This window comes from Micromonospora sp. WMMD1082 (assembly GCF_029626175.1).
Classification (GTDB): Bacteria; Actinomycetota; Actinomycetes; order Mycobacteriales; family Micromonosporaceae; genus Micromonospora.
Map to the genome: position 1 here is coordinate 585,110 of NZ_JARUBM010000002.1, position 12,664 is coordinate 597,773.

Consider the following 12,664-nt stretch of genomic DNA (forward strand, 5'->3'; position numbering starts at 1 on the left):
GGGCCGGGGAATCCGCTCCCCCGGCCCATGACGCGTCAACCGGCCGACGGCACGGCGGCGGCGATCGGCCGGCGGGCCCGGCCACCGCCGCCGACCGCGGCGGTCAGCTCCCGGGCGGCGTCCTCGACGACCCGTTGCGCCTGCGCCACGTCGGCGCCCGGGGCCATCAGGGAGAGCACCGGCTGCCGGAAGTCCAGCCCGCGGACCGACGTCGGATAGATCCGCACCCCGTCGGCCCAGAGCCGGGCGAGCACGGGTCGCACGTCGTCGAGGTAGGACAGCGGCCCGCGGGCGCCGAGCGTGACCCCGTCGTGCGAGAAGACCACCTGGTCGGCGGAGCCCCAGCGGTGCAGCATGGCGATCGCCGCCATGGCACCGCTGCGCCGGGCGTTGATCTCGGTCACGTGGTAGGCGCCGTCGTCGGCGAGGACGAAGTCCACGCACATCCAGCCACGGAAGCCCCGGGCGTGCGCGGCGACCCCGATGCCGCGGCCGATCCGGGTCATCCGTTCCGCCTCGGCCGGGGGCACCGAGGCGGTTCCGACGTGTACGCCCCGGACCCGGGAGACGTCCACCGCCATCGCGGTGGGCACGATCTCCCGCACTCCGTCATCGTCGACCCGCAGGTCCACCGCCGGGCAGCCGACTCCCGGCCGGTGCGCCACGAACTGCTGCACGAGCAGTGGGAAGGTCCGCAGGAAGGGATCCCGCTCCACGGCGGTCCACAGCGCCCCGATGCCCCGGGCGTCGTGGTGCAGCACCACCGAGCCGTCCCCACCGACGCCGTACGGGCTGCGCACGATGACCCGCTCGTGCCGGGTCAACAGGTGCTCGACCGCGCCCCGCAACTCGGTGTTGTCGACCACCAACAGGCCGGGCGGCACGCGTACCCCGGGCACCTCGCGGGCCAGGTCGAGGCAGCTCAGCTTCGAATCCAGGTATCGGCTGACCCAGTAGTCCCGCTCCGGCACCCCGTCGAGGCGTACCGCCAGGCCCCAACCGCGCAGGGTCGCCGCGAGCAGGAAGACCTCCGGAGTCGCCCCCCAGGTGACCAGCCGGACCTCGTCGTGGCCGGTCAACAGGGCACGGAGCCGGGCCAGTGCCGCGCCGTCGCCCAGCAGGTCCCTCGCCACCATCCCGCTGACCGGGGCCGGCGAGACGACCGGCGGCGCCGGCTCGTCCAGCAGTCGGTGCACGTCGGCGTACCAGTGCGGGTCGTGGCCCGCGGGCAGCACCAGCACCCGCGGCCGGCTGCTCCAGTAGGCCGCGTAGTCGCCGAGGTGCCCGGCCAGGCGGGTGACGACGTCGGTGACGGCCGGCCCCAGGGAGACGGCCGGGTTGCGGGTGTTGAACTCGCCCACGTTGGGCACGACGACGTCGATCGGCTCTGTCATGCGGACCTTCCCGGTCAGGGCTGCCCTGCCGGCAGCTCGTCGGTGGCCGCCACGGTCAGCTCGGGGTGGCCGATGGGTGGCAGGACCCCGGCGAGCTGGCGGGCCACCGCCAGCGTCGTCCGGTCCTGGAGATAGTCACCGGCCACCGCGATGCCGATCGGCAGGCCCCGCGAGTCGGTGCGGACCGGCACCACCGTGGACGGCAGGTAGCTGACCCCGGTCAGGCCCGCCCAGACGATCTGGTCCCAGTACGGGCGCTGCACCCCGTCGACGGTGACGGTGCGGTCCCGGAACGGCCGGTGGTCGTGCCGGGCGGCCAGGTTCGGCGCCACCGGCAGCAGGATCGCGTCGTAGCCGGCGAAGAACTGCCGCCACCGGGTCCGCAGCCGGTTCCGCTGGTCGTCGGCCTCCACCCAGTCGCGGTAGCGCTGGGCGACGTACTCGCCGCCCAGGACCGCGCGGGGCGGACGCCGTCCGGCGGCGATCTCGTCGATGTCGTCGGCGGTGTGTTCGGGCATCGCCACCGACGCCAACAGCCGCCGGAAGACGCCGTCGCTGGCGGCGAGCCGCACCCCGGAGGGGCGGGCCTCCTCGACGAGGACACCGCTGTCGGCGAGCCGGTCCGCGGCGTCGCGCAGCGCGGCCCGGACCTCGACGTCGACCGGGCAGTACGGGTCGTCGAACCACGTCGCCACGCGGCGCACCGGGCGCGGCGGCGGCAGTGACAACCGCCAGGCCGGCGCGTCCCAGGGGTGCGCCACGGCGATCGCCGCCAGAGCGGTCTCCAGATCCGCCACGGTGCGGGCGATCGGGCCGACCACGGCGATGTCCGCCTCGCGGGGCTTGAACGGGTAGGGCGGCACGTGACCGACCATCGGCACCGCGCGGTAGCTGGGTTTGTGGCCGAACACGCCGCAGGCGCCGGCCGGCAACCGGATCGAGCCGGCCACGTCGGAGCCGAGTTCGAGCGGGGTGAAACCGGCGGCGACGGCACCGGCCGCGCCGCCGGAGGACCCGCTGGTGGTGTAGTCCGGGTGCCACGGATTGCGGGCCACGCCGAACAGCTCGTTGTAGGACTGTAGGTCGCCCGAGCCCGACGGCACGTTGGTCTTGCCGAACACGACCACCCCGGCGCCGCGCAGCGCGGCCACCGCCGTGGCGTCCTCCCGGGGCTGATACGTCCGCAGCTCGGTCAGGCCGCCGGTGGTACGCAGGCCAGCGGTGGCGAGACAGTCCTTGATCGTCATGGCCACGCCGTGCAGCGGCCCCCGGCGGTCGCCCCGGACAGTCGCCTCGTCGGCCTGCCGGGCGTACTCACGCGCCCGCTCGTCGAGGGTGACGACCAGCCCCAGCCCGGCGTTGAGCTGCTCGATCCGGGCGAGCTGGGTGTCGAGATACTCCCGGGCCGAGATTCGACGGGCGGCGATCGCGTCGGCCACCTGCCGTGCCGACCACCAGCACGGATCCGGGCCGGCCTGTCCAGGATCGGGCACCGTACGCCACCTCATTCCGTTGTCGTCGTCAGGTCGCCGCCTGCCCAGTCTTCGCGTCGGTGGCGGGCCCGCGTACCCCTCTCTTCAGCCCTCGATCGGCCATGGCCAGGCGGGGCCCGGACGGCGGCCGACCGGCCGACCGTCGCGCCAGGGCGCCCGGGTGAACCGTCGGGGCAGGGCGGATCGGCGGCCGTCGGCGGTTGGTCGGCGGCGGTCCGGCTGGCCCAGGATCGCAGCGACCCCACCAACTGCCGGCGCGGTGCCCCGTGCCGGCCCAGTCGTGAAGGTGCGCCGATGACCATGCCAGGAACGCGGGCCACGGAGCCCGGACGCGGTGGGAGCCCGACCATGCGGGCGGTCGTCTATCACGGCCCGGGGTCGGTACGCGTCGACGAGGTGGAGCTGCCCCGGATCCAGCATCCGCGTGACGTGATCGTGCGGGTCACCCGTACCGCCGTGTGCGGTACCGACCTGCACCCGTACCGGGGAGAGCTGCCGGGATTCGCGCCCGGCACGGTGCTGGGGCACGAGTTCGCCGGCACCGTCCACGAGGCGGGGTCGCAGGCCCCGTTCGCCGTCGGCACCAGGGTCTTCGCCTCCGACGTGGTCGCCTGCGGGCGCTGCGCGGCGTGCGCACGCGGCTGGCACTACCAGTGCCCTTCGGTGACCCTCTTCGGGTACGCCGACGTGGTGGGGGCGCCGCTGCCCGGTGGGCAGGCCGAGTTCGTCCGGGTGCCCTTCGCCGACGTGGTGCTCGCCGCCACCCCGGACGACGTCACCGACGAGCAGGCACTCTTCGCCGGCGACGTACTGACGACCGGGCTGGCCGCGGTGCACGGGGCGCGGGTGACTCCCGGTGCCCTGGTCGCGGTGGTCGGCGCGGGCCCGCTCGGTCTGCTCGCCGGGCTCTGCGCGGTGACGGCCGGCGCCGCGCGGGTGGTGATCGCCGACCCGACGCCGGCACGGCGGGAGCGGGCGGCCGGCTTCGGGTTCACCGCTGTCACCCCGGAACAGCTCGACGAGGCGGTACGCGACGACGGTGGCCGCGGCGCGGACGCGGTCGTCGAGGCGGTGGGCAGCGACGCGGCGCTGGCCTGCGCGCTACGGGCAGCCGCCGCACACGCCACGGTCTGCGCGGTGGGCGCACACCATTCCACCGCGATGCCCTTCCCCACCGGGCTCGCGTTCGCCCGCGAGTTGACCGTGCGGTTCGCCGTCGGTGACCCGATCCGGATGCGCGAACCGGTGCTGGCGCTGATCCGGTCCGGCCGGCTGGATCCGAGCCGGATCGTCACGCACCGGCTGCCGCTGGGCGAGGCCGGTGCGGCGTATCGACTCTTCGACCGGCAGGACGCGTTCAAGGTCGTGCTCAGCGCCGACGGCGCCACCCCGGCGTTCTGACCGCCCACCGCAGGGGGCCGAGCGGGCAGCCCCGCCGCCCGCCGGAATGCGATCGGGCCACCGCCCGCGCCCCAGTCGGGCACGGGCGGTGGACGCCGGCCGGCCCGCCCTCAGGCGGCCAGCGGGATGGGGGCGACCTCACGCTCGGCGAGGAAGTCCGGGCGTGGACTCGCCACCGGCCGGGGCGCGTTGCGGACGCCGTTGTAGACCATCAACAGCATGCCCCGGTCGAACGGCGACAGGTTGGGCGACGAGGCGTGCAGCACGTTCGGGTGGAACATCAGCACGGAGCCGGCCGGCCCCTTGGGACTGACCAGCCCGCCCTCCTCGGCCAGCCGACGGATGACGGCCCGGTCTACCTGGAACTTCTCGGTGGCGGTGAGCGTCGCCATCCAGTTCGGCCCGTCCTCGTAGCCGGCCGGCATGCCGTCGGTGTCCGTGCCGGCGAGCAGCCCGTGCCGGTGCGAGCCGGGGATGAACGTCAGCGGACCGTTGAACTCGTTGACCTCGTTCAGGAACACCGTGACGTTGACCAGGTCCGGCCGCGCAATCCCGTCCCGGTCCCGCCAGTTGATGTAGTCCTGGTGCCACTCCCACTGGTCGCCCGCGAAGGCGGCCTTGAGGTTGACCTTCGACTGGTGCACGTACACCTCGTCGTCGAGCAGTTGCCGGGCCGCGCCGGCAAGCTCCGCCGACCGGCTGGCCCGGGCCACCACCGGATCGGTGCGGTGCGGTCCGTACACCGATCGCACGGTCACCCCGTCGCGCTCCAGCACCCGCTGCGGCCCCTCCTGGGCCAGGATCCGCGGGGCGGCCTCGACCAGTTCAGCCAGTAGGTCGGCGGGCAGGTGGTCCCCGGGCAGCAGCAGGAACCCGTTGCGGTGGTAGTCCGCCACCATTCCGGCGGTCAGCGGCGCGGGCCCTGCGGTGGTCCGCGCAGCATCGATCCCGGCCATCTGCGCTCCCTTCTCGTGTGCGAACAGGACCCCGCCGGTGTCCGGCGGTGGTCCGGCGGTCGGGGCCAGCGCCACAGCGTGACGGACCCCGGTATCCCCGCTAGTCAACCTCGGCCGCCGCGCCCGGGTCTGCTCCTCATTGCGACCTGGTCAGCTGGGCAGGTCGACCGCGCGCGCCTCCTGCGCTTCCGTCGGGTGGCTCACCCACCGAAGGTGGAAACGTGACGCATCAGGGCCTGCTGGTCCGCCGATGCCTGAACGATCTCGTCCGGAGAGTGAGTCAGATGAGCAGGATCGAATCCGATGCCGGCAACCTCGAAGAGGTCACCCTGACCCACGACGAGGCCGTGCTGATGCGCGGCCTGTGCGCCGAGGCCGTCAACGCCCTCGGCGACGCAGACCTGAGCACCCAGGCGGCGATGACCACCGTGGAGCTGATCGGTTGCCGGCTGCCCGAGCGCCTGGTGGCGGCCCTGGTGTCCTTCCGGTGCACCAGCAGTTCGTCGGGTGCTCTGCTGGTGCGCAACGTGCCGGTCGACGAACGGCTACCCGCCACACCCACCGACGGCTACCTGGCCGACTGGCGCTCGGTCGGCATCGCCACGGCCGCCCAGCTGATGGTCATGTCCCACCTGGGCGACATCATCGGGTACACCGACGAGAAGCACGGTCGGGTCGTCCAGGACGTCGCCCCGATCGCCGGCGCCGAGCGCCAGCAGGAGAACAGCGGCTCCGCCTACCTGGAGTTGCACACCGAGAACGGGTTCCACCCGTACAAGCCGGATTTCCTGAGCCTGCTCTGCCTACGCCCCGACCACGATCGCAGCGGGCACACGTTGACCGGCACGGTGCAGCGGGTGCAGCCGCGGCTGTCCGAATCCGGTGTGGCGACCCTGCGCCGGCCGCTGTTCCGGATCCGGTTCAGCAGCTCGTTCGTCCAGCACGGATCCAGCGGGTACTCCGAGCCGGTGGCGGTGCTGTCCGGCCCGGTGGACGATCCGGAACTGACCGCGGACTTCCACGCCATGGAGCCGATGACGGACGAGGCGCGCCAGGCCCTCGACGAGTTGGAGGCCGTGCTCACCCCGTCGCTGGCCTCGGTCGTGCTGGACACCGGGAGTCTGCTGGTGGTCGACAACTGGCGCGCCGTGCACGGACGTACCAGCTTCACCGCCCGCCACGACGGCACCGACCGGTGGTTGCGCCGGTGCTTCGCGGTGGCCGACCTGCGGCGCTCTCGTGGGGTCCGGCCGCCCGGCTCACGGGTGCTCGCGCCGCTGACCACGATCCTGGCCGACCGGCCGACCGCGCCGGCGTCGACGCCGCTGGCCGGTGTCACCCGCTCGGTCTCCGCACGATGAAGGGGCACCCGATGCGCCGTTTCATCACCACGCTGGACGAGTTGATCGCCCGGCCGCCCCGGCACCTGGTGCTGTTGTACTCGGGCGGTCTGGATGGCACCTACCTGCTCCATCTGCTCAAGGACGCGCCGGTCAGTATCACCGCGCTGAACGTCCGCATCGGGGCGCCGGACGACGGCCAGGCCCGGGATCTGGCCGCCCGGTTCGGCGCGTCGTACCAGGAAGCCGACGTGACCGAGGAGTTCTTCACCGAGGCGGTGCCCGCCGCGATCCACGCCGACGCCTACTACCAGGGACAGTTCCCGGTCGGGTCCACCCTGAGCCGACCGTTGATGGCTCGGGCGGCGGTCCGGGTGGCCCGGGACGTCGGCGGCGACGCCATCGGGCACACCGCGACGTACATGCAGAACAGCACGGCCCGGCTGGGTCGCTCGGTCGTCGCGTTGGCACCGACGCTGCACGTCGTCGCGCCGTTCCTGGGCTCCAACGTGACCCGGGCGCAGAAGCAGGCCCGGCTGGCGGAGGTCGGCGTCGTGCTGCCCGACGCGGTGCACAGCGTCGACGTGAACCCGTGGGCGCGGGTGATCGAGAACGGCAGCCTGGAGACCCCGGAGAACCGCCTGGACGAGTCGGTCTTCACCCTCACCCGGCACCCGGTCGACTGCCCCGCCGAACCGGCCGAGCTGAGCCTGACCTTCGCGGCGGGGCTGCCGGTTGCCCTGGACGGCACCACGCTGCCCCTGCGCGACCTGGTGACCGGGCTCAACGAGCTGGCCGGCCGGCACGGCGTGGGCCGCTACGCCGGGCTGGAGGACACCGCGTTCGGGGTGAAGAACCACGAGGTCCGGGAGTCTCCGGCGGCAGCGGTCATCACGACCGCCCACCGTGCGCTGGCCAACGCCGTCCTCGACCCGCGCGAACACACCGTACGGACGCTGCTCTCCACCGAGTGGACCACCACGGCGGTGCAGGGCGGCTGGTTCAGCCACCTCGGGCGTACGCTCCGGCGGTGCCTGGCCGAGCTGGACGAGCCGTTGACCGGCACCGTCGAGCTGCGGCTGTACCGGGGTGCGGTGACGGTACTGCGGCTGGTCACGCCGCACGGGCTGCACTACGCCCGGCTCGGCGTCGACTTCCACGACTGGATGGACGACTACGGGTACGCCTCCTGGCACCACCTGATGACCCTCGCCGACACCGTCCGCACCCGGTCGACGGCGACGCACCGCCTCGGAGGAGACGTCGATGAACGCAGCGGCACCGCAGCGGACGCCTTCGACGGCATGGCCGACCGCTGATCGACCCGTCTGACCCACGCCGTCACGGCCGCTGGGCCGCCATCGGTCGACCGATGGCGGCCCAGCGGCCGTTCTGGAGAAAGACGCTGGTCAGCCACCGCGCAATCCAGGAGATGAGCCGCCACGGTCGCCGATAGCACGATGGGCCTGTAGCCGATGGAGGTCGGCGGAGACGGCACACGCCGTCAAGTGGTCGACGTGACGGACGATCCGGACGCACGGCGGCCGGCGGACGCACGCCTCGTCTCATGGCAACGGCGCGGAGGGGCCGGAGACGGGCTCGCCGCGGCGACGCGGTTACCACCCTAGCCCAGGCACCCGCGCGGCGCCGCCTCATCCATCGGGCCTAGCCGATCGACGAGGGTACGACGTCCGCGTCGACCACGGCACAACCGGCGACACAGTGGAGGTAGTGACATGCAGAGCTTGCTCGAGGTCGACCGCGGCACGCTGACCGTTGCGGTCCTGGTGGATAACGAAGTGTTCGGCCGGGGCATCGAGGCGGTGCTCGGTAGCGTGCCGGAGGTCTCGACCGTGCACCGCTGCGGCTCCCGAGAGGAGTACGAGATGCTGTCGCAGTTCGGCGGCGTCGACTTCCTCATCGTGGCGCCGCCCGAGGCGCACTGGCTCGAGAACGAGGGCCGGGCGGTACGCGGCAGCACCCACGTCATCCTGCTCGTCGACGAGGTGGCCACCACCAACGTCACCCAGCTGGCCTCGATGCCGGTGGACGGCTTCGTGTCCCAGCAGCGCCTCACCGCCGATCTGCTCAGCGACACCCTGCACCGCATCCGCCGCGGCGAGCTGCCGATGCCGCCCACGCTGACCCGTGCCCTGCTCGCCCGCGCCGACGAGCCGGGGACGGGCACCCGCGCCCGCACGGTGAACCTGACCGCTCGGGAGACCGAGGCGCTCACCCTGCTGGTGAAGGGGTTGAGCAACAAGCAGATCGCGCGGCGACTCGCCATCTCCAGCCACGGTGCGAAGCGCCTGGTGGCGAGCATCATGCTCAAGTTGGACTCACCCAACCGCACGACCGCCGCGATCAACGCCATCCGGGCCGGCCTGGTGGAGTGCGACTAGCGCCCGCCCCGCCGCACGTCGACAGGTGGCCGGGTTCGCCCGTGCCCCCCGCGGGCGGACGCCACGGCGAGGGCCGGACCTACCGGCCCCACCATGGCATCCCGCCATCGGGTACGGCGCCCGATCACTCCTGGAGCACGGAGAGGATGTTGCCGGCCGGATCGCGGAACCAGGCGATCGGCGGTCCCTCGCCGCGGTGGATGCCCTTGGCGTCGACGTTGTCGTACGCCTCGAACCGCACGCCCCGGCCGACCAGCTCGTCCACGGCCGCGTCGATGTCGTCGACCGGGAAGTTGAGCATCGTGTAGGTGGCCGGCTGGTGCTCGGCCTTGGGATACACGAGCACGTCACGGCCACCGGCCAACCGCAGGTGCAGCATGCCGTACTCCTCGTCGACGGTCAGCCCCAACGTCTCGCCGTAGAACCTCTTCGCGGCCGGGATGTCGTCCACCGAGAACCCGTTGAACGCCTTGGACTGCGCCAGCAACGTCCCTCCCGCGGGCCGGTCACCCTGCTTCGCCGCAAGATAGGCCTCGTTGAGTTCGATGACCTGGACGTAGTTGCCGTCCGGGTCGAGCAGCGTGCCGAACAGCCCGTCCTTGCGTTCCTCCAGGGGCACGAGCCACGTCACCCCCATGCCGTCGAGGTGGGCGGCGACCGCCCGCGCGTCGTCGACCTCGAAGTTGAGGATCACGCGGCCCGGCTCGGCGTTCTTGCTGCCGACGTCGTCGCGGCCGTCGACCAGCATCTCGAACCCGCCGAAGTCGAGAAACCCTGACGGCGTCTCCACCGGGGCGAAGGCGGCGACGTACCAGGCGCGCAGGCGTTCCGCGTCGGCCGTGCCAAGCAGGATGCTGCCGAGCTGGATTCGTGGCATGTGGCTCCTCCTCGTGACGTTTCCCACAAACTTCCATCCATCTATAACACGGGGGCCGAGGCCCGCACCGCGCCCCGCGCGGGGCCGGGCTCAACCTGGTGGGGAGTCCCCGATCTGCTCCGCGAACGCGTCGGTGAGGCGGACGGACCGGCCGATGCGGTGCGCCTCCGTCAGCAGGGCCCGGCCCCATCGGGGCCAGAGCCCGACGAGCCGGGAGGTGAGCAGCACGGTGTCGGCCGCGCCGTCCTCCAGCAGGGTGCGCAGACCGATCGCGTGGTGCCCCACGTGCGAGGTGGCGGAGGTCGCCTCGGCGAGCAGGTCCGCGTCGAAGTCCAGCAGGATCGCCGCGGGCAGGGTCGGTGGCACCCGGTTGCCCGCCCCGACCACGACCGTCCGGCCCGCCGGGTCGAGGCGGGACACCTCCCGTGCCAGCTCGTCGGCCACATCGATGCCTCGCGCCCGGTCCGCCCACGACAGCAGAAACTGGTAGCTGACCTCCAGGTCCAGCGGGCTGGCGCGTTGCATCAGCCGCCAGACGATCTCGATCGGTGGCTCCGGGTGCTTCACCAGCAGCCGGCGCAGGTTGCGCATGCAGTCGGCCAGGATCGCGTCCCGGTCCCGACCGTGCGGGGCGTGCACCACCCACGCCTGCCGGGCGAGGCGAAACCCGACCCCGTCGTTGAACAGGCGGTAGGCGAGTTCCAAATCCTCCAGACCCCAGCCGCGGAAGTCCTCGTCGAAGCCGCCCAGCCGCCAGAAGTCGTCGGCGCGCAGGGAGCAGTTCAACGTCCAGAACAGCACCCACGGGGCAGCCAGCTGGCCCAGATCGAAGTCGCAGGCGACGAGCTGCGGTTGTCTGTCGTCGGCGAAGCTCGCCACACCCTGGAACCGGGCGACGACCTGCTCGGGCAGCGCCTCGGCGGCCGCTGCCGCGAGACCGGGTGTGGTCTCGGCGAGGTCGTATCCGTAGGCGTAGCCCACCACCGCCGTGCGGTCGCCGGCGTCGTGTTCGGCGAGATGGCAGTCCAGGAAGTCCGGTCCGACGAGCGCACCGGTGTCCAGGAACACCAGGATCGGGGCCGTCGCCAGGCGGGCGCCGGCGTTGCGCGCGGCCCCCGCCCGGAACCCCTCGTCCGGCTGGAAGTGATATCGGACGGGTAGCGCCTTCGCCGCCTCGGTCACCACCGCACGGGTGTCGTCCGACGAACCGTCGTCGGCGACGATGACCTCGAACATCTCCGTCGGCATCCGCTGCCGGGCCAGGTTCCCCAGCGTCTGCCTCAACAGGTCGCTGCGGTTGAAGGTCGGAATGATGACCGACAGCTGCGGGCCGTTTCCGGGTGAGATCGACATGAACACCCTTCGGTTCGGGTTGCCAGTAACCAGTCTGGCGACCGCGGGCCCCTGGCACGCCTTACAGATTGCCGTCGTGCCGGTCTCGGCTCAGTACCGCCTGAGGGCGTGGACCTGCCGGGCCAGTTCGTCGGTCAGCCGGACGGAGCGGCCGATCCGGTGCGCCTCCAGCAGGAAGTCCGCGCCCCAACGAGACCAGAGTCCCGCGAGCCGGGAGGTCAGGAGCACGTTCTCCACCGCGTCGTCGGCCACCGGCGTGCGCAGGCCGATCGCGTGGTGTGCCACGTGCGAGGTGCCGGAGGTCGCCGTCGTCAGCAGGTCGGCGTCGAAGTCCAGCAGCACCGCGGGCGACAACCCGGCCGGTACGCGGCCACCGGCGCCGAGGACGGCCGTCCGGCCCGCCGCGTCGAGGTGGGGCAGTTCCCGCTCCACCTCGTCGGCCACGTCGACCGTACGCACCTTGTCCGCCCAGGAGAGCAGGAACTGGTAGTTCTCCTCCAGATCCAGCAGTTCGGTCCGCTGCATCACCTTCCAGACCACCTCTATCGGCGGCTCCGGATGCTGGGCGATGAAGTGCGCGATGTTGGCCTTGCCGTCGGCCATGTTCGCGTCCCGGTCGCGACCCTGGGGCGCGTGCACCGCCCACGCCGACCGGGTCAGGCGGAAGTTGACCCCGTCCTTGAACATCCGGTACGCGAGTTCCAGATCCTCGATGCCCCAGCGGTGGAACTCCTCGTCGAACCCGCCGACCCGCCAGAAGTCGTTGGCGCGTACGGAGCAGTTCAGCGACCAGAACAGCACCCACGGCGCGGCCAGCCGGCCCAGATCGAAGTCGGCCGCGGCGAAGTAGCGGTGCCTCGGATCGAAGAAGGCCGGCTCGTCGCGGAACCGGGCCACGACGTCCTCGGGCAGTGCCCCCTCCATCGCCTCGGCCAGGCCGGGCATCTCACCGTCGATGTCGTAGCCGTAGGCGTAGCCGATGACCGCCAGACGTTCGCCACCGGCGTACTCGGCGAGAAGCCGCTCCAGGTATTCGGGGGCGACGAAGGTGCCGGTGTCCAGGAAGGACAACATCGGCGCGGTAGCCAGGCGGGCGCCGGCGTTGCGCGCGGCACCGGCCCGGAAGCCGTCGTCCGGCTGGAAGTGGTACCGGATGCGCAGTGATCCCGCTGCTTCCTCCACCACCACACGGGTGTCATCGGAGGATCCGTCGTCGGTGACGATGACCTCGAACCTCTCGACCGGCAGCCGCTGCCGGGCCAGGTGCTCCAGCGTCAACCGCAGCGCCGCACTGCGGTTGTAGGTCGGAATGACGACCGACACCTCGGCATCGGTCCGCATGGAACGGGGCATGGGGAACCCTTCCGGTTTGGGTCACCGGCGGTCAGTCTGTCAGCCGCGCCCGGTCACCACATCTTCCAGATTGCGGTCGTGCAGGACACGGCTGG

10 protein-coding genes are annotated in these 12,664 nt (G+C 72.3%); 4 read left to right on the forward strand and 6 right to left on the reverse strand.

Translation table 11 applies throughout. The features are described 5' to 3' along the window. Positions 1-35: 35 nt before the first annotated feature. Together O7615_RS02865 and O7615_RS02870 are read right to left on the reverse strand one after the other, a co-directional pair. A complete protein-coding gene (locus tag O7615_RS02865) occupies positions 36-1,394 on the reverse strand; it encodes a hypothetical protein (RefSeq protein ID WP_278175619.1) in 1,359 nt (452 codons plus the stop codon). 14 nt (positions 1,395-1,408) lie between these two features. Next, positions 1,409-2,887: an amidase family protein gene (locus O7615_RS02870; RefSeq protein WP_278175620.1), complete on the reverse strand. Its 1,479-nt coding sequence runs from the start codon at positions 2,885-2,887 to the stop codon at positions 1,409-1,411. Positions 2,888-3,181: 294 nt separating this feature from the next. Between O7615_RS02870 and O7615_RS02875 the strand changes: the two genes are divergently transcribed. Next, on the forward strand, positions 3,182-4,288 hold the full coding sequence (locus O7615_RS02875) for an alcohol dehydrogenase catalytic domain-containing protein (RefSeq protein ID WP_278175621.1): 1,107 nt from the start codon (positions 3,182-3,184) through the stop codon (positions 4,286-4,288). 110 nt (positions 4,289-4,398) lie between these two features. Here the strand turns inward: O7615_RS02875 and O7615_RS02880 are convergent, their stop codons facing one another. Further along, positions 4,399-5,244 carry a phytanoyl-CoA dioxygenase family protein gene (locus O7615_RS02880; protein WP_278175622.1) on the reverse strand — a complete coding sequence of 282 codons (846 nt, stop codon included), beginning with the start codon at positions 5,242-5,244 and terminating at the stop codon, positions 4,399-4,401. Between the two features lie 284 nt (positions 5,245-5,528). Here O7615_RS02880 and O7615_RS02885 point away from each other — a divergent pair, with 284 nt between their 5' ends. From O7615_RS02885 to O7615_RS02895, 3 genes are all read left to right on the forward strand, one after another. Beyond that, positions 5,529-6,605, forward strand: a complete 1,077-nt coding sequence (locus tag O7615_RS02885; protein ID WP_278175623.1) for a TauD/TfdA family dioxygenase — start codon at positions 5,529-5,531, stop codon at positions 6,603-6,605. Positions 6,606-6,616: 11 nt separating this feature from the next. Further along, positions 6,617-7,903 carry an argininosuccinate synthase domain-containing protein gene (locus tag O7615_RS02890; RefSeq protein WP_278175624.1) on the forward strand — a complete coding sequence of 429 codons (1,287 nt, stop codon included), beginning with the start codon at positions 6,617-6,619 and terminating at the stop codon, positions 7,901-7,903. A 417-nt stretch (positions 7,904-8,320) separates the two neighbouring features. Beyond that, positions 8,321-8,986, forward strand: a complete 666-nt coding sequence (locus tag O7615_RS02895) for a LuxR C-terminal-related transcriptional regulator (protein ID WP_278175625.1) — start codon at positions 8,321-8,323, stop codon at positions 8,984-8,986. Between the two features lie 124 nt (positions 8,987-9,110). On the opposite strand, the gene O7615_RS02900 is transcribed toward O7615_RS02895, so the two are convergent. From O7615_RS02900 to O7615_RS02910, 3 genes are all read right to left on the reverse strand, one after another. After that, positions 9,111-9,863 carry a VOC family protein gene (locus O7615_RS02900; RefSeq protein WP_278175626.1) on the reverse strand — a complete coding sequence of 251 codons (753 nt, stop codon included), beginning with the start codon at positions 9,861-9,863 and terminating at the stop codon, positions 9,111-9,113. A 90-nt stretch (positions 9,864-9,953) separates the two neighbouring features. After that, complete coding sequence (locus O7615_RS02905; RefSeq protein WP_278175627.1) at positions 9,954-11,216, reverse strand: glycosyltransferase; 1,263 nt, start codon at positions 11,214-11,216, stop codon at positions 9,954-9,956. Positions 11,217-11,306: 90 nt separating this feature from the next. Next, positions 11,307-12,569: a glycosyltransferase gene (locus O7615_RS02910; protein ID WP_278175628.1), complete on the reverse strand. Its 1,263-nt coding sequence runs from the start codon at positions 12,567-12,569 to the stop codon at positions 11,307-11,309. Positions 12,570-12,664 lie beyond the last annotated feature (95 nt).